Origin of the sequence: Paracoccus sp. S3-43 (assembly GCF_029027965.1) — a bacterium.
Lineage (GTDB): Bacteria > Pseudomonadota > Alphaproteobacteria > Rhodobacterales > Rhodobacteraceae > Paracoccus.
Genome location: NZ_CP119082.1, coordinates 1,021,271 through 1,037,760, shown reverse-complemented (window position 1 = coordinate 1,037,760; position 16,490 = coordinate 1,021,271). Strand labels below are relative to the sequence as shown.

At 66.4% G+C, this 16,490-nt stretch carries 15 protein-coding genes; 8 read left to right on the top strand and 7 right to left on the bottom strand.

The genetic code is table 11. The annotated features are described in order from the left end of the window. Nucleotides 1–92 precede the first annotated feature (92 nt). Both PXD02_RS05340 and PXD02_RS05335 read left to right on the top strand, forming a co-directional pair. Nucleotides 93–2,150, top strand: a complete 2,058-nt coding sequence (locus PXD02_RS05340; RefSeq protein WP_275105876.1) for an acetyl-CoA carboxylase biotin carboxylase subunit — start codon at nt 93–95, stop codon at nt 2,148–2,150. After that, nucleotides 2,147–2,824, top strand: coding sequence for a hypothetical protein (locus PXD02_RS05335; protein WP_275105875.1), 678 nt, complete (start codon nt 2,147–2,149; stop codon nt 2,822–2,824). Before PXD02_RS05340 ends, PXD02_RS05335 begins: the two co-directional genes overlap by 4 nt. A gap of 89 nt (nt 2,825–2,913) precedes the next feature. On the opposite strand, the gene PXD02_RS05330 is transcribed toward PXD02_RS05335, so the two are convergent. Next, on the bottom strand, nt 2,914–3,417 hold the full coding sequence (locus PXD02_RS05330; protein ID WP_275105874.1) for a DUF4174 domain-containing protein: 504 nt from the start codon (nt 3,415–3,417) through the stop codon (nt 2,914–2,916). 57 nt (nt 3,418–3,474) lie between these two features. On the opposite strand from PXD02_RS05330, the gene scpA reads away from it, so the two are divergent. The 4 genes from scpA to PXD02_RS05310 all read left to right on the top strand — a co-directional run bounded on the left by scpA (nt 3,475) and on the right by PXD02_RS05310 (nt 8,504). Continuing rightward, nucleotides 3,475–5,610, top strand: a complete 2,136-nt coding sequence (gene scpA / locus PXD02_RS05325) for a methylmalonyl-CoA mutase (RefSeq protein WP_275105873.1) — start codon at nt 3,475–3,477, stop codon at nt 5,608–5,610. 186 nt (nt 5,611–5,796) lie between these two features. Further along, nucleotides 5,797–6,612 (top strand): glycosyl transferase, encoded by an 816-nt coding sequence (locus PXD02_RS05320; RefSeq protein ID WP_275105872.1) that lies wholly within the window; start codon nt 5,797–5,799, stop codon nt 6,610–6,612. Between the two features lie 2 nt (nt 6,613–6,614). Beyond that, entirely contained in the window at nt 6,615–7,136 is a 522-nt protein-coding gene (locus PXD02_RS05315; protein WP_275105871.1) for a hypothetical protein, read from the top strand. Between the two features lie 63 nt (nt 7,137–7,199). Continuing rightward, the gene (locus PXD02_RS05310; RefSeq protein WP_275105870.1) at nt 7,200–8,504 is read left to right on the top strand and encodes a homoserine dehydrogenase; all 1,305 of its coding nucleotides are present in this window, start codon (nt 7,200–7,202) and stop codon (nt 8,502–8,504) included. A gap of 12 nt (nt 8,505–8,516) precedes the next feature. On the opposite strand, the gene PXD02_RS05305 is transcribed toward PXD02_RS05310, so the two are convergent. Together PXD02_RS05305 and PXD02_RS05300 are read right to left on the bottom strand one after the other, a co-directional pair. After that, entirely contained in the window at nt 8,517–9,596 is a 1,080-nt protein-coding gene (locus PXD02_RS05305) for a glycosyltransferase family 2 protein (RefSeq protein ID WP_275105869.1), read from the bottom strand. 204 nt (nt 9,597–9,800) lie between these two features. Next, nucleotides 9,801–10,448, bottom strand: coding sequence for a lytic transglycosylase domain-containing protein (locus PXD02_RS05300; protein WP_473092057.1), 648 nt, complete (start codon nt 10,446–10,448; stop codon nt 9,801–9,803). A 165-nt stretch (nt 10,449–10,613) separates the two neighbouring features. Here PXD02_RS05300 and ssb point away from each other — a divergent pair, with 165 nt between their 5' ends. Beyond that, entirely contained in the window at nt 10,614–11,111 is a 498-nt protein-coding gene (ssb, locus tag PXD02_RS05295) for a single-stranded DNA-binding protein (protein ID WP_275105868.1), read from the top strand. 98 nt (nt 11,112–11,209) lie between these two features. Here ssb and PXD02_RS05290 read toward each other — a convergent pair whose 3' ends face one another. The 4 genes from PXD02_RS05290 to PXD02_RS05275 are packed head-to-tail and all read right to left on the bottom strand — an operon-like array spanning nt 11,210 to nt 15,352. Then, a complete protein-coding gene (locus PXD02_RS05290; protein ID WP_275106361.1) occupies nt 11,210–12,418 on the bottom strand; it encodes a beta-ketoacyl-[acyl-carrier-protein] synthase family protein in 1,209 nt (402 codons plus the stop codon). A gap of 44 nt (nt 12,419–12,462) precedes the next feature. Then, the gene (locus PXD02_RS05285; protein ID WP_126155292.1) at nt 12,463–12,729 is read right to left on the bottom strand and encodes an acyl carrier protein; all 267 of its coding nucleotides are present in this window, start codon (nt 12,727–12,729) and stop codon (nt 12,463–12,465) included. A 12-nt stretch (nt 12,730–12,741) separates the two neighbouring features. Continuing rightward, the gene (lpxD, locus tag PXD02_RS05280) at nt 12,742–13,842 is read right to left on the bottom strand and encodes a UDP-3-O-(3-hydroxymyristoyl)glucosamine N-acyltransferase (RefSeq protein ID WP_275105867.1); all 1,101 of its coding nucleotides are present in this window, start codon (nt 13,840–13,842) and stop codon (nt 12,742–12,744) included. Nucleotides 13,843–13,882: 40 nt separating this feature from the next. Continuing rightward, entirely contained in the window at nt 13,883–15,352 is a 1,470-nt protein-coding gene (locus PXD02_RS05275; RefSeq protein ID WP_275105866.1) for a L,D-transpeptidase family protein, read from the bottom strand. 440 nt (nt 15,353–15,792) lie between these two features. On the opposite strand from PXD02_RS05275, the gene mepK reads away from it, so the two are divergent. Then, nucleotides 15,793–16,353 carry a peptidoglycan L,D-endopeptidase MepK gene (gene mepK / locus PXD02_RS05270; protein ID WP_275105865.1) on the top strand — a complete coding sequence of 187 codons (561 nt, stop codon included), beginning with the start codon at nt 15,793–15,795 and terminating at the stop codon, nt 16,351–16,353. Nucleotides 16,354–16,490 lie beyond the last annotated feature (137 nt).

Here is a 16,490-nt window from a genome sequence, read left to right as displayed (position 1 = left end):
ATCCCGGCGCGCCCCGCGCGCCGCGACCCATTGATCGCCGTCCAGGGCCTCGCGCCCTTGGGCGGCTTTTTCATGTCTGGCCGGGGGGGCCCATGTTCAAGAAAATCCTGATCGCCAATCGGGGCGAGATCGCCTGCCGCGTCATCAAGACCGCCCGCAAGATGGGCATCGCCACCGTCGCCGTCTATTCCGACGCCGACCGCGCCGCCCTGCACGTCAAGATGGCAGACGAGGCCGTCCCTATCGGCCCGCCCCCCGCCAACCAGTCCTATATCGTGATCGACAGGATCATGGAGGCCATCCGCCGGACCGGCGCCGAGGCCGTCCATCCCGGCTACGGCTTCCTGTCCGAGAACATGAAATTCGCCGAGGCGCTTGAGAAGGAAGGCGTCATCTTCGTCGGCCCGCCCTCCCCCGCGATCGAGGCGATGGGCGACAAGATCACCTCGAAGAAGATCGCGCAGGAAGCGGGCGTCAGCACCGTGCCGGGCTATATGGGCCTGATCGCCGATGCCGATGAGGCGGTGAAGATCAGCGACCAGATCGGCTATCCGGTGATGATCAAGGCCTCGGCGGGCGGCGGCGGCAAGGGGATGCGGATCGCCTGGAACGCCGAGGAGGCGCGCGAGGGCTTCCAGTCCTCGAAGAACGAGGCGGCCAGCAGCTTCGGCGACGACCGCATCTTCATCGAGAAATTCGTGACCCAGCCGCGCCACATCGAAATCCAGGTGCTGGCCGACAAGCACGGCAACGCGGTCTATCTGCACGAACGCGAATGCTCGATCCAGCGGCGCAACCAGAAGGTCATCGAAGAGGCGCCCTCGCCCTTCCTCGACCCCGAAACCCGCCGGGCGATGGGCGAACAGGCCGTCGCCCTGGCGAAGGCGGTGGGCTACACAAGCGCGGGGACGGTGGAATTCATCGTCGACGGACAGAAGAATTTCTATTTCCTGGAGATGAACACCCGGCTTCAGGTGGAACATCCGGTCACCGAACTGATCACCGGAATCGACCTGGTGGAACAGATGATCCGCGTCGCCGCGGGCGAGCCCCTGCCCTTCGCGCAGTCCGACCTGACCATCAACGGCTGGGCGATGGAAAGCCGCCTTTACGCCGAGGATCCCTATCGCAACTTCCTGCCCTCGATCGGGCGGCTGAGCCGCTATCGCCCGCCGGTCGAAAAGGCGGCCGGGCCGATGCAGCAGACCGACCGCTGGGTGCCCGCCCATCCCGGCGACACGCCCGCCATCGCCCCGACCGGCGTGCGCAACGATACCGGCGTCTACGAAGGCGGCGAGATCAGCATGTTCTATGACCCGATGATCGCCAAGCTGTGCACCTGGGCGCCGACGCGGGCCGAGGCCATCGAAGGGATGCGCGTGGCGCTCGACGAATTCGAGGTCGAGGGCATCGGCCACAACCTGCCCTTCCTGTCGGCGGTGATGGATCATCCGAAATTCGTCTCGGGCGACATCACCACCGCCTTCATCGCCGAGGAATATCCCGAGGGCTTCCAGGGGGCCTCCCTGCCCGAGGACGACCTGGCCCGCGTCGCGGCGGCGGCATCCGCCATGCACCGCGTGGCCGAGATCCGCCGCACCCGGATCAGCGGGCGGCTGGACAACCACGAACGCCGCGTCGGCGAAAACTGGGTGGTCTTCATCGGCGACCGCGAGGTGCCGGTACGCATCCGCGCCGACCGCGACGGGGCGACGGTCGTCGTGAACGGCCGCGACCTGCGCGTCGAAAGCGACTGGAAACCCGGCCAGACCCTGGCCCGGCTGCTGGTCGACGGCCGCCCGCTGGTGCTGAAGGTCGACAAGATCCCCGCCGGATTCCGCCTGCGCACGCGCGGCGCCGACCTGAAGGTGCAGGTCCGCCGCCCCCGCACCGCCGAACTGGCCCGGCTGATGCCCGAAAAGCTGCCGCCGGATACGTCGAAGTTCCTGCTGTGTCCGATGCCGGGCCTGGTGGTGAAGATCACCGTGGCCGTAGGCGACGAGGTTCAGGAAGGCCAGGCCCTGGCCACGGTCGAGGCGATGAAGATGGAAAACATCCTGCGCGCCGAACGCAAGTCGGTGGTGAAGTCGGTCAATGCCGAACCGGGCCAGAGCCTCAAGGTCGATGACGTGATCCTGGAATTCGAATGAGCTTCGCCGCCACCCTCTCCGACGCCCGCGTCGTCGCCGCCATGATCGGCGGCGCGGTGGTGGCGGGCGGCTGGGTGGTGACGCATCTGCTCAGCGCGGCGCGGGATCGTGCCGCGCGCGCCGAACGGGTCCGCGACGTGCAGGGCGCGCTTTACGCCGAAATCCGCGTGCATGTCGCGACGCTGAAGGGCCAGAACCTGCCCCGTTACGGCGCCGAGATCGAGGCGCTGATCCTGAAGGGCGACGGCTTCTTTCCGGTGATCCCGACCGAACATAACGACCGCCTGTTCAGCGCCATCGTCGAGGACATCCACGTCCTGCCCTTCCGCGTGGTCGATCCGGTGGTGCAGTATTACAACCAGCTTGCCACCATCGGCGCGATGATCGCCGACCTGCGCGCCCTGCGGCTGAACCGGATCGGCGCGCAGCGCGCCGCGCGGATGTATCGCCACTATATCGAGATGAAGATCGAGGCGATCGACCTGGGCGAAGAGGCGATGGCCTTCCTGCTGGCCCATCTGACCGGCGGCAGCGAGGCCGTCGCGCGGCTGAGCGATTCGCGCGAAAAAGCCCGCCTTGCGGAAACCAAAGCGGGCGTCACGACGTGGATTCAGGCTGAAAAGACGCGGCTCAGCGCCGGGAATAACCCGGCATCGGGCCGGTTCGGCCAGTGATGGGGCGCGGGTTGTAGGATGTCGTGCTCATGTCGAACCTCCTTGTCCTTCGGGCTGAATATAGGCGGTGCGCGCCGGTATTTCAATCCTTACGGCAACAGCCCGGCCCGGCCGATTTCCTGCCGGCGCAGGGGCAGCCTGTCGATGGCGCGGCTGATCTCGCGCACGTCCCAGGGCAAGGGGCGGCGCTGCTTCACCTGCCCGTCCTTGTCGATGATGACCAGCGAAAAGCCGCGCGGATGCAGTTGCCGCCGCCAGGCGCTGTCGGCCTGCGGGTCGCTGTCGGCGATCACCACCACGTCGCGTTCGACCAACGCCTCGCTGCGGCCTTCCAGGGCGCCCATCTGCTGGCGGAAGGCGGGATCGTCGGGCGTGTCGGCAAAGACCACCACCGGACGCGCGTTCCACAGGAAGTCCGCCGGATCCGTCTCGGCGGCCGACAGGATGCGCACCACGGGGCGCGCGGGCGGCGCCGTCGCGACCGGCGCTTCCTGGGGGCTTGCGGGCTGGGCCTCGACCTGTGGCGGGGGCGCTTCCCTGGCCGGGCCCATGGCTGCGGCCAGGATCGCGAATATCAGCAATTTCAACTTCATCGGCACCCCTTCCTGTCCTGAATATAGGGCAGGCCGCGCCGTGCGAAAGGATGGATCATGACGAAACCCACGCTGGACGACTGGCGGAAGCTGGCGGCGAAGGAACTGAAGGGCGCCGATCCCGAAAGCCTGACCTGGAACACGCTGGAAGGCATCCCGGTCAAGCCGCTCTATACCCAGGCCGATCTGGAGGGGCTGGACCATCTGGGTTCCCTGCCCGGCATCGCCCCCTTCACGCGCGGGCCACGCGCCACGATGTATGCGGGCCGCCCCTGGACCATCCGCCAATATGCGGGCTTTTCCACGGCCGAGGAATCGAACGCCTTCTATCGCAAGGCGCTTGCCGCCGGTCAGCAGGGCGTCTCGGTGGCCTTCGACCTGGCCACGCACCGGGGCTATGACAGCGACCACCCGCGCGTGGTGGGCGACGTGGGCAAGGCGGGCGTCGCCATCGATTCGGTCGAGGACATGAAGATCCTGTTCGACGGCATCCCGCTGGACAAGGTCTCGGTCTCGATGACGATGAACGGCGCGGTGATCCCGATCCTGGCGAATTTCATCGTCACCGGAGAGGAGCAGGGCCATCCGCGTTCGGTGCTGTCGGGCACGATCCAGAACGACATCCTCAAGGAGTTCATGGTCCGCAACACCTATATCTATCCGCCCGAGCCCTCGATGCGGATCATCGCGGACATCATCGAATACACCTCGAACGAGATGCCCAAGTTCAACTCGATCTCGATTTCCGGCTATCACATGCAGGAAGCGGGCGCGAACCTGGTGCAGGAACTGGCCTATACGCTGGCCGACGGGCGCGAATATGTCCGCGCCGCGCTGTCGGCGGGGATGGATGTGGACCAGTTCGCGGGACGGCTGTCCTTCTTCTTCGCCATCGGCATGAACTTCTTCATGGAGATCGCCAAGCTGCGCGCCGCCCGCCTGCTGTGGCACCGGATCATGTCGGATTTCAACCCGAAGAAGGACAGCAGCCTGATGCTGCGCACCCATTGCCAGACCTCGGGCGTGTCCTTGCAGGAACAGGATCCCTATAACAACGTGATCCGCACCGCCTATGAGGCGATGAGCGCGGCGCTTGGCGGCACCCAGTCGCTGCACACCAATGCCCTGGACGAGGCCATCGCCCTGCCGACCGAGTTTTCGGCCCGCATCGCGCGCAACACCCAGCTGATCCTGCAAGAGGAAACCGGCATCACCCATGTCGTCGATCCGCTGGCGGGGTCGTATTACATCGAAAGCCTGACGGCGGAACTGGCCGACAAGGCCTGGGCGCTGATCGAGGAGGTCGAGGCGATGGGCGGCATGACCAAGGCGGTCGCCACCGGGATGCCCAAGCTGCGGATCGAGGAAACCGCCGCCCGCCGCCAGGCCCAGATCGACCGGGGCGAAGAGGTGATCGTCGGCGTTAACAAGTATCGCAAGGACCGCGAGGATCCGATCGACATCCTGGACATCGACAACATGAAGGTCCGCGACAGCCAGATCGCCCGGCTGGAGCGGATCCGGGCCACCCGCGACCAGGCGGCCTGCGACGCGGCGCTGCTGGAACTGGGCCGCCGCACCGTCGAGGGCGGAAACCTGCTGGAGGCGGCGGTCGAATGCGCCCGCGCCCGCGCCAGCGTCGGCGAAATCAGCCTGGCGATGGAAGCCACATTCGGGCGGCACAGGGCGGAGGTGACGACTTTGGCAGGTGTCTATGGAGCCGCCTATGAGGGCGACGAGGGTTTCGCCGCCATCCAGCGCGACATCGAATCCTTCGCCGAGAAGGAAGGCCGCCGCCCCCGGATGCTGGTCGTCAAGATGGGCCAGGACGGCCATGACCGGGGCGCCAAGGTGATCGCCACGGCCTTCGCCGATATCGGCTTCGACGTGGATGTGGGACCGCTGTTCCAGACCCCCGAGGAAGCCGCCCAGGACGCGGTGGACAACGACGTGCATGTGGTGGGGATCAGTTCGCAGGCGGCGGGCCACAAGACCTTGGCGCCCAAGCTGATCGAGGCGCTGAAGGCGCAGGGGGCCGAGGATATCCTGGTCATCTGCGGCGGCGTGATCCCCCAGCAGGATTACGATTACCTGCGCAAGGCGGGCGTCAAGGCGATCTTCGGGCCGGGCACCAACATCCCCGCGGCGGCGGCCGATATCCTGAAGCTGATCCGGGAAAACCGCGCGGCGTGATGGACGTCCCTCGCCGGGGCGCTTCTCCCCCCTGCCTGCCGCATGGCGGCAGGCGTTCGCCGCTGAAAAAGGTCCGGTGGACCTTTTTCCGGGCGCGGCTCACCCCGAGGATGTTTCCGTCAAGGCAAAGGACGTTGCCTTGGTTCTGCCGCTGTGAAACGGTGCGCCCGAACAGGAGGGCCGTGGATGGACGCGCCAGAGATCAAGCAGATCATCTGCATCAAATGGGGCACGAAATACGGGCCGGAATACGCCAACCGGCTGCTCGCCATGATCGCGCGCAACATCACGCCGCCCTTCCGGCTGTTCTGCTTTACCGATGACGGGGCGGGGCTGCATCCCGACATCGCCGTCCGGCCGCTGCCGGAATTCGACTATGAAGCCCCCGTCAACACGCGCGGCAAGTGGCCCAAGTCCCGGCTGTGGGGCGATCTGGGCGATGTGACGGGCGTCGTGCTGTTTCTGGATCTGGACGTGATCATCACCGGCAATCTGGATCCGTTCTTCACCTTCGGCGATGCCGACGACACCATCCTGGGGCGCAATCCGAACACGCCCTTCGAACGGCTTGGCCAGACCTCGGTCTATCGGATGCGGGTGGGCAAGCTGGCGCCGTTGCAGGACATCTTTCGCGCCGATCCGCAGGGGGTGGCGGACACGTACAAATACGAGCAGCGCTTCGTCACCCGCAACGCGCCGGGCGGTGTCCGGTTCTGGCCGCGCGGATGGCTGGCGCATTTCAGGATGCATTCGGTCCCGTCCTTTCCGATGAACTATCTGCGCGAACCGCAGGTGCCCAGGAACAGCCGGATCGTGATCTTCGCGGGCCACCTGAATCCGCCCGACGCCATCGCGGGCCGCTGGCACGACGATGACGTGCATCGCACGCCGATGGATCACCTGCGCCGGGCCTTTTCCGGTCAGCGCCGGGAAAGCCTGCCCAAGCACCTGCGCCATTACCTGCTGCCCGCGACCTGGGTCAGGGATCTGTGGCGCGAATAGCCATGGCCCTGCCCCGCGCCCCCGACCGCCTGTCCGACGAGATGGCAGCGGCCATCGGCCATGCCGTGGCGGGCTTCGGCTTTCTCGAGGAGGCGCTGAAGCGGGCGATCTTTTCCCTGTCCCGCAAGCAACTGGGCGAGGAGGCGGACGACAAGGCATTGCAGCGCTGGCTGCGGCGAATGGAGGAGATCGCCGACGATACCCTGGGCACCCTGATCGACAGCTTCGCGGCCTCGATGCGGCAGGCCGAGGTCCGGGGCCGCGAGGGACTGGCCGAGGATCTGCGCGCCGTCCGCCTGAACCGAAACCTGCTGTGCCACGCATCCTGGCGTCCCGGACGCCAGCCCGGCCATTGGCACCCGACCTTCATCAACACGCGCGGCGAACGCTATCCCGACGAGATGGACCCCGCCGCCGTGCACGCCATCCATGCCGAGACGCTGCGGACCGCGCGGCGGGTGGTGTCGATCATGCGCGGAACGGGCATCGACGGGGAATGGGCGGGGCATGAAGAAGGCGGCTGACTCGCGCGTTGCATGACGGCGCGGCCCGCGCTAACAGCAGGCAGTCGCAGACAAGAGGCCTTCATGTCGTCCCCCCTTCGCCCCGATCCCCTCAGACTTGGCATCGCCGGGCTTGGCACCGTCGGGATCGGTGTCGTCAAGATCGTCCAGAAACACGCCGATCTGCTGGCGCGCCGCACCGGCCGCACCGTCGCGATCACCGCCATCTGCGCGCGCGACAAGCGCAAGAACCGCGACGCCGACCTGTCATCCTATCGCTGGGAGGACAATGCGATGGTGGTGGCGACGGCGGATGACGTGGATGTCTTCGTCGAACTGGTGGGCGGCGACAGCGGCATCGCCAAGGACAGCATCGAGGCGGCCTTGCGGTCGGGCAAGGATGTCGTCACCGCGAACAAGGCGCTGCTGGCGGTCCACGGGCAGGCGCTTGCGGAACTGGCCGAAAGCCTGGGCCGCACCCTGCGGTTCGAGGCCGCGGTGGCGGGCGGCATCCCGGTCATCAAGGCGATGACGGAATCGCTGGCCGGCAACGAGATCCGCCGCGTGATGGGCGTGATGAACGGCACCTGCAACTATATCCTGACGCGGATGGGAAGCGCGGGCCTGCCCTATGACGCGGTGTTCGAGGAAGCGCGGCAGCTGGGATATCTGGAAGCCGACCCGACGCTGGACGTGGGCGGCATCGACGCGGGCCACAAGCTGGCGATTCTGTCCTCGATCGCCTTCGGCACGCGGGTGAATTTCGACGCGGTCGAGATCGAGGGGATCGAGCGCGTCAGCATCGACGACATCCGCCGCGCCGCCGACATGGGATACCGGATCAAGCTGCTGGGCGTGGCGCAGATGACGCCGCGCGGCCTGGAACAGCGCATGTCGCCCTGCCTGGTCCCCGCCGACAGCCCGCTGGGGCAGCTGATGGGCGGCACCAACATGGTGGTGGTCGAAGGCGACAGCGTGGGCCAGCTTGTGCTGCGCGGCGCGGGGGCGGGCGAAGGCCCGACCGCCAGCGCGGTCCTGTCCGACGTGGTGGAAATCGCGCGCGGCGTGCGGATGCCGGTCTTCGGCCAACCCGCCACGACCCTGAAGGCCGCCCAGCCCGCCCGCACCGCCGTTCCGGCGGCCTATTACATCCGCCTGGAATTGCAGGACAAGCCGGGCGCCCTGGCCAAGGTGGCGACGGTCCTGGGCGATGCCGGGATCTCGATCGACCGGATGCGGCAATACGGCCAGCACAGCCCCGACAGCGTGCCGGTGCTGGTGGTGACCCACAAGACCACGCCCGAGGCGATCGACTTTGCCATCGAGACCCTGCCCCGCACCGGCGTCCTGGCGGGCGAGCCGGTCGAATTGCGGATCGAGGAAGTGTGAGGGAACCGACCGTTAAGGGCGTTTCAAAATATTCTGCTGCACCGAGATGTACCAGTCTTCAAGTCCTGCATCATCGGGAAAGGCCAGGATCTGCCGGCTGATCGCCGCCGCCCGCCGCGCGGCGCGCAGTTGGGGCAGACGCCATCGCCGCATCAAGCCATCCTTCAGAAATTCGGCCACCCGTCTGCGGGCCATCAATACTGCCCAACGGCGACGGTCTCGATCAAGATCAGGGCTGTGCTTGCGCACCAAAAAGGCAGCGTTGCAGATGGACAGCACCAGTTCCTGTTCGCGCCGGATCCGGCTGGCCGCAACCTCGTGGTGATAAATCCGCGCCGAGGGCACAGCGCAGATCATGCCGATGCGGCTGAGGCGATAGGACAGGTCGAAATCCTCGCCCGGACAATAGCTGCGGAAGGCAGGCTCGAACATTTCCCGCATCAGCGCGTTGCGACGAACGGTCATGCGGCCGGCGCCAATGTGTATCGTCGCCACGACTTCGGGCCTAAACGAGCTTGCCCATTCCGGGATCGGCGAACCGAACGGCCCGGCATAGGGGATGAACGTCACCGCCCGCCCCATCAGGAACAGTTCCCGCCACAGAAACTGGCCCAGGCGCGACTTCTTGATCATCGCCGCATACGAAGACAAATTCGCGACCGGCTTGCTGGTGACGCCGCCGATCTCCAAGGGCGACGGGCCGTTGCCGGCCGAGATGGCGACGATCTCATGATCCGTGTCGCGTTCGTAGACGCGCAGGATGGTTTCCATGCAGTCGTCGTGCATGAAGCTGTCGTCGTCGACAAACGTGCAGATGTCCGCGCTGCATTCGGTGATCGCGCTGTTGCGCTGAACGGCCGAGGATCGTTCCGTCGCGGGACGATAGATCAGCGGCACCCGCCCGGCGACGATCGCGGCGATCCGGTCGCGATGCGATTGCCAATCGTCGCTGGCATCCACGATCACGATCTCGGACGGCGGGCGCGTCTGGGCCAGGGCGCAGGTCACGCACAGTTCCAGCATATCGATGCGGTTGAGGGTGGCGACGCACAGCGCCCAGGTCAGGCGGGGGCTGGCGGCAACAGAACACAAGGGCGATTCTAACCCGGACAACACGAAAACCCCGCACTATTGACACGTAAAGCCGATGCACCCGACAAAAATACAACCGGCCGGTAATCGTCCGGAGTTTTCCGCGAGATCGGCGGAGATAAAAACCTGTCTTTAAGTTTGGTTAATAGCGCCCACGTCCGATCCGGCGGCTGCCGCCGCCGCCGCCCGGATCAGGGGGCTGGATCAGCCGCCCGCGATGATTCGCACATAGTTGCGGGTTTCGCGATAGGGCGGGATGCCGTTGTATTTCTGGACCGCGCCCGGACCGGCGTTATAGGCCGCAAGCGCCAGGTTCCAGTTGCCGAACTGGTTGTACATCATCCGCAGATAACGCGCGCCGCCATGCAGGTTCTGCACCGGATCATGCGGGTTGACGCCCAGCTTGGCCGCCGTTCCGGGCATCAGCTGCGCAAGGCCGGTGGCGCCCTTGTGGGACCGGGCGCCTGGGTTCCAGCCCGATTCCTGCTGGACCAGGCGCAGGAACAGATCCTCGGGGATGCCATAGCGGCGGGCGGCCGCGCGGGCATGGGGGATGAAGTCGCTGCGCTTGCCGCGATAGGCGGGAATGTTCGCCGAAAGCGCGATCTCGACCGAGCTGGAGGCGCCGCCGCGCGGCTGGAGCCGCGCCGATTGCTGGTATTGCCCGGCCAGCCGCGAATCCATCAGCCGGGTCTGGCGGGCGAACTGTTCTGCGCGCGATTTCGACGAACTGCCCGACAGGCGCAGCCCCTCGGCCCCGGCGGGCAGGGTCAGGCCGGCGATCAGCATCGCGCACAGACCCGCCTTGATGCCCGCCTTGATGCCCGCCTTGATGGTAGGGATGAATGTCATGTCCCGTCCCTCGTTGTTCTGGGTTTTGCAGGGACTATACAGAAATCGGACCGCATCGCCAGCATCGCTTTTCGGCCAGGCGCCGCGCGGCGGCAAAGCGCGCATTTGCATCGCGGCGGGGGCTGCGCTAGACCCGTCGCAAGACCATCTTTGCAGGAAAACGTCATGGCAGGCAGCGTCAACAAGGTCATCCTGATCGGCAATCTGGGCGCCGATCCCGAAATCCGCACCTTTCAGAACGGCGGCAAGATCGCGAACCTGCGCATCGCCACGTCCGAGACGTGGAAGGACCGCAATACCGGCGAACGCAAGGAGCGGACCGAATGGCATTCCGTCGTCATCCACTCGGAACCCCTGGTCCGCGTGGCCGAGCAATATCTGAAAAAGGGCAGCAAGATCTATGTCGAGGGTCAGCTTGAGACCCGGAAATGGCAGGATCAGTCCGGCGCCGACCGCTATACGACCGAGGTCGCCCTGCGCCCCTATCGCAGCGAACTGACGATGCTGGAAGGCCGGGGCGGATCCGGCGGCGGCGGTGGCGGCGGCGGTGGTGGTCGCGACAGCGGCGGTTATGACGATTACGACCGGGGCGGCTCGTCCTCGGGCGGCGGCAACCAGGGCGGCGGCAGCCGCAGCGATTACGACGACGAAATCCCGTTCTGAGCGCGCCGTTTTCTCTTCTTCAAGAGCTTATGTGAAATCGCAGGCATGGACCATCACGAGGTCCATTGCCAACCTGCCCGAGATCGCCGGTTCTCGACCTAGACCCGGCGTAGCGCGATCACCGCGTTCAGCCCGCCAAAGGCGAAGGCGTTCGACAGGACCGCATCGACGCGGGCCTGCCGCGCCTCGTTCGGAACCACGTCCAGGGCGCATTCGGGATCGGCTTCCTGATAGCCGATGGTCGGCGCGATCACGCCGTCGCGCAGCGCCATGATGCAGGCCAGCAGCTCCACCGCCCCCGTGCCGCCGATGATATGGCCGTGCATCGCCTTGGTGGAGGACATCATCAGCCGGTCGGCGTGATGGCCGAAGGCATGGGCCACGGCGGCGCATTCGGTCTTGTCATTGGCCGCCGTCCCGGTGCCGTGGGCGTTGATATAGCCCACGTCCTCGGGGTTGAGGCCCGCGTCCTGCAAGGCGCCGGTGATCGCGCGTTCCGCCCCCTGGGCCGAGGGCATGACGATGTCCTGCGCGTCGGACGACATGGCGAAGCCCACCACCTCGGCCAGGATGTCGGCGCCGCGCGCACGGGCGTTGTCGTAATCCTCGAAGACGAAGACGCCCGCGCCCTCGCCCTGGACCATGCCGTTGCGGTTGGCGCTGAAGGGACGGCAGGCGTCCTTGGACATGACGCGCAGCCCCTCCCATGCCTTGACGCCGCCAAAGCACAGCATCGCCTCGGACCCGCCGGTCAGCATCACCTGCGCCGCGCCCGACCGCACCATCTGGAAGGCCAGGCCCATCGCGTGGTTGGAACTGGCGCAGGCCGTGGCCACGGTAAAGGCCGGGCCGCGCAACCCGTATTCCATGCTGACATGGCTGGCGGCGGCGTTGTTCATCAGCTTGGGCACCACGAAGGGATGGACGCGGTTCTTCCCCTCCTCATAGACGGTGCGGTAATTCTCGTCCCAGGTGTTCAGCCCGCCGCCCGCCGTGCCCAGCACCACCCCGGACCGCAGGCCGAGCGCGCCCTGGAAATCCAGCCCCGCCTGCGCCACCGCCTGCTTGGCGGCCAGCAGGGCGAACTGGGTGAACTTGTCATAGAGCAGGATCTGCTGGCGATTGAAGTAATCCTCGGCCCGCCAGGGATGGACCTGCGCGCCGATCTGGATCGACAGCCGGTCCACGTCCCGGAAATCCAGCTGGCCGATGCCGCTGCGCCCGTCCCGGAACGCGGCCAGGGTCGTCGTCACGTCATGGCCAAGCGCGTTGATCGTGCCCGCCCCGGTGATGACGACCCGCCGCAGCCCGTCCGGCCGCTCGGTGGCTCTCTTGCCCCTCTTCTTCGGACTCATGCGGCCTTCTGCGCCACCAGCCGTTCGACGGCGGCGATGATCGTGCCCATGGTCGAGATGTCGAAATCCGACTTGTCCGGTTCGTTGGCGTTGAAGGGGATCGAGATGTCGAATTCCTCCTCGATCGCGAAGATCGATTCCACCAGCCCCAGGCTGTCGATGCCCAGATCCTGGGGGGTCGATTCGTCGGTGATCTGGTCGGGTTCCAGCATGGCCTGTTCGGCGATGATGGCCTTGATGCGGTCTTGGATCCGGTCGGTCATGAAGCCTCCTGCTCAGCCCTTTTCCAACAATCGTGTAACGGTTTCCTGAAGCCGCGCCAACTGTTCGGCGAATCGCGGCAGGCGGCGGACGGCCTTCTGGATGTCCATCTGGGTCTCCATCTTGACCGCCGGGTTGCCCAGCACCACCCGGCCGGCCGGAACGCGGGTGAAGATCTTGCTGGCCCCGCCCGCGATCACGTCGTCGCCCACCTCGATATTGTCGTTGACGCCGACCTTTCCGGCCAGCACCACGCGGTTGCCGATCCGCGCCGATCCGGCGATGCCCACCTGCGAACACAGCAGGCAGTCGTCTCCCACCGTGACGTTGTGGCCCAGCATCACCAGATTGTCGATCTTGGTGCCGTTGCCGACGCGGGTCGCACGGATCGTGCCCCGGTCGATGGTCGCGTTGGCGCCGATTTCAACATCGTCGCCGATCTCGACCCCGCCCAGCGAGTGGATCCGCGTCCAGTGCTGTTCCTTGATCCCCTGGCGCGAGCCCAGGGTGCGGCGGATCTCCTCGATCCCCGATTCCTCGGGGGTGACGAAGGAAAAGCCGTCGCCGCCGATCACGGCGTTCGACTGCACCATCAGCCGGTGGCCCGCCGTCACGCCATGGGCGATGCGCACGCCCGCGTGGATCAGCGCGTCATCGCCCAGACGCGTTCCGCGACCGATCGACACATGCGGCCCGATCCGCGCGCCCGACCCGATCCGCACGGCGGGACCGATCACCGCAAAGGGGCCGATGGCCGCGCCGACACCCACCTGCGCGGTCGGGTCGATCAGCGCGGTGGGATGGATGCCGGGGGCGATGTCGGGACCGGGATCGAAGGCCCGCGTCAGCCCCGCCATCAGCAGGCGCGGGCGCGGCGCGAAGATCGCGGCCCTGAGGCCCAGGGCCTCGGGGTCCATCCCCTCGGCCAGGATGGCGATGCTGCCGGGTTGCAGGAAGGCCGCATATTTCGGCGACATCGCCATGGCGATCACGCCGCCCTCGGGCCCGACCGGACCCGTAGCCTGCGGTTCCGCCGCGCCCGTCACCGGCAGATCCAGGTCGCCCCAGCCCTTTGCGTCCAGTGCCTGCGCCAGTTGCCCGATGGTGATTGCCATGTTCGCCCCCTTGTCGGAAAGGGGCTTAGACTTTTCGGCCCTATGAATCCAGCCCGGCCTTCTGGATCGCGTCCCACAGCGGGGCATCGCGGCCATAGACATCCTCGAACCGGCGGATGGTGCCGTCCTGATCGGGGAAGGCGGTGAAATAGACCAGATGCACGGGAACGGGCGGCGTCAGCTTCAACCAGGCCTCCTTGCCGCGATCCAGCGATCGGTGAAACATCGCCTGCGGATCGTCGGTCTGCCGGGACAGCAGCGCATAGGCTAGGTCGAACGGATCGCCGATGCGGATGCAGCCATGGGAATAGGCGCGGGCCGCGTTCTGGAACAGGTGCTTGGTCGGCGTGTCGTGCAGATAGATGTTCCAAGGGTTCGGAAAGATGAACTTGACCAGCCCCAAGGCATTGTCGTCGCTGGCCTTCTGCCGCATCCGATAGGGGAAATTCGCCGCCGTATAGCGGCCAAAGTCGATCCGGTCGCGGGCGATCACATTGCCGTTGCCGTCCACCACGTCCAGATGCGACACGGCATTCCGGTTGGCCTGCAATTTCGGCAGGTATTCCTTGACCGTGATCGACCGGGGCACGTTCCAGCGGGGATTGACCACGACATATTCGATCTCGTCCGAGAATTCGGGCGTCTGCCGGTCGTGGTCGGCGCTGCCCACGACGACGCGGGTGCGGAACATCTCGGCCCCGTTTTCCACGATGCGGGCGGTATATTCGGGGATGTTCACCCAGACATGGCGGGCGTCCAGATCCTCGGATCCCATCCAGCGCATCCGCTCCAGGGCGACGACGACGGCGCGGCTGCGGGCGTCCTGCGGCACGTCGCCGTTCAGATGGCCGATGGTCTTCGGTCCCGCCACGCCGTCCGGCGGCAGGCCCGCCGCCGCCTGATACCGCGCGACCGAATCGGCCAGGGCGGCGTCATAGAGCTGGGGATCGGTCGCGGTCGCGCCGAAGCCGATGGACTGAAGCCGGGCGCGCAGGGCAGCGATTCCCGGATCGCGCATCCCTGGCCGCCACAGACCCTGAGGCGCGCGCGGCAGATGGGCGGGCACGGCCAGACCCTGGTCGGCCCCCAGGGCGCGTTGCAGCGCCAGATAGGCCGGATGGCGGGGCTGCAAGTCCAGCAGGAACCGGGCCGGATCGGGGGACTGGGTGAAATCGCGGATCAGCCGGTCGATGGGGGGACGCCTGACCTCTCGCTTGATCAGGGGATCGACCGAGGCGGGGCGGATCATGCCGCCGGTCATGTCGCGCATATAGCGGACCAGGATCCGCGCCTGGGCGATCTCGGCCCTCACATCTGCGGCATCGGCGGCCAGCGAATCGGCGCCGTAGCGGCCTGCCGGAATGCCGTGCAGCGGCGCCGTCGCGGTCGCCTGGACCAGGGCGGCGCGCAATTCGCCCGCCCGTTCGCCCAGAAAGATCGGCCGCAACCCGTGCGATCCGTAAAAGGACGCCAGTTCCGGCACCGCCGCCGCAGCCTGGGCCAGTTCCATGTCACGCGCACTGAAATCAAGACGTGGTGCAACGGCAACACCCACGGCGGGCGCCAGCCCCGCCTGTGGTTGTGCAACCGCAGATTGTCCCGTGCAGATCAACAGAGTAGCCGCAATAACCGCCCAGCCGCGCATCGACATCCCTTTGCCCTCTTGCCAGGGATTCTGGCATTTCGGCCGGGGTTTCGCCAGCAATTGAAGGGCCGCCGGGGGTGGTATCGGACGATGGTTGCAGCCTTGCCACAGGGCCGCGACCGCCTCGCCACAGTCCCCGCATATCGGCAGGAATTCGCCCAATCTCCTGAAAACATGCCGCAGAAGACAGGAATCTGTTTCTGAGCGCACGGGCTTTTGACATATTGTTAGTCAACCGGGGATAACCTTGGCGGCGTCGCAGGACATGTGGCGGAAAAAAGACGAAGCGGGACAGGCGATCTGACATGACATTCGACCTTCTTTCACGTCGCGGCATTCTGGGTGTGTTCGCGGCTACAACCGTGGCGGCGGCACCGGTGATGGGCAACGCCTTCGGGTTGCTGCGGGGCGCGGGCGACATGCGCCGCGTCCGCATGTATTCAGGCCGCACGGGCGAAAGCCTCGACACCGTCTATTGGGTCGACGGAAAATACATCCGCGAGGCGCTGAACGAGATCAACATCTTCATGCGCGACTGGCGCACGGGCGAAGTGATCGGCATCGACCCGCGCACCGTCGATGTAGCTGCGGCCTCGCACCGGCTGCTGCAAACCAACGAACCCTACATGATGCTGTCGGGATACCGCTCGCCGCGAACCAACGCGATGCTGCGCCGGTCTTCCTCGGGCGTGGCGCGCAATTCGCTGCACATGGTGGGCAAGGCTGCCGACCTGCGGCTGAAATCGCGCTCGGTCGGGCAGATGTACAATGCCGCGCTGTCCTGCCGCGCCGGCGGCGTCGGCAAGTATTCCCGTTCGAACTTCGTCCACATGGACTGCGGCCCGGTCCGCAACTGGGGCGCCTGACGCGCCTTTGCCCTATCCGCTCTTGCAGCGCCGCTCGCCCCTTGCGCGCGGCGCTTTTGTCGTGCCAGGAGGCCGGACGGCACGCGCCTTGACGGCAGTGACGCTGTTCTGACACCATTTCATGACAATAAGCGCAA

Bases quoted from the DNA above. Each gene is read 5' to 3' on its own strand.
- PXD02_RS05340 (WP_275105876.1), top strand. From the start codon at position 93: ATGTTCAAGAAAATCCTGATCGCCAATCGGGGCGAGATCGCCTGCCGC.
- PXD02_RS05335 (WP_275105875.1), top strand. From the start codon at position 2,147: ATGAGCTTCGCCGCCACCCTCTCCGACGCCCGCGTCGTCGCCGCCATG.
- PXD02_RS05330 (WP_275105874.1), bottom strand. From the start codon at position 3,417: ATGAAGTTGAAATTGCTGATATTCGCGATCCTGGCCGCAGCCATGGGC.
- scpA (WP_275105873.1), top strand. From the start codon at position 3,475: ATGACGAAACCCACGCTGGACGACTGGCGGAAGCTGGCGGCGAAGGAA.
- PXD02_RS05320 (WP_275105872.1), top strand. From the start codon at position 5,797: ATGGACGCGCCAGAGATCAAGCAGATCATCTGCATCAAATGGGGCACG.
- PXD02_RS05315 (WP_275105871.1), top strand. From the start codon at position 6,615: ATGGCCCTGCCCCGCGCCCCCGACCGCCTGTCCGACGAGATGGCAGCG.
- PXD02_RS05310 (WP_275105870.1), top strand. From the start codon at position 7,200: ATGTCGTCCCCCCTTCGCCCCGATCCCCTCAGACTTGGCATCGCCGGG.
- PXD02_RS05300 (WP_473092057.1), bottom strand. From the start codon at position 10,448: ATGACATTCATCCCTACCATCAAGGCGGGCATCAAGGCGGGCATCAAG.
- ssb (WP_275105868.1), top strand. From the start codon at position 10,614: ATGGCAGGCAGCGTCAACAAGGTCATCCTGATCGGCAATCTGGGCGCC.
- PXD02_RS05285 (WP_126155292.1), bottom strand. From the start codon at position 12,729: ATGACCGACCGGATCCAAGACCGCATCAAGGCCATCATCGCCGAACAG.
- lpxD (WP_275105867.1), bottom strand. From the start codon at position 13,842: ATGGCAATCACCATCGGGCAACTGGCGCAGGCACTGGACGCAAAGGGC.
- PXD02_RS05275 (WP_275105866.1), bottom strand. From the start codon at position 15,352: ATGGAACTGGCCCAGGCTGCGGCGGCGGTGCCGGAACTGGCGTCCTTT.
- mepK (WP_275105865.1), top strand. From the start codon at position 15,793: ATGACATTCGACCTTCTTTCACGTCGCGGCATTCTGGGTGTGTTCGCG.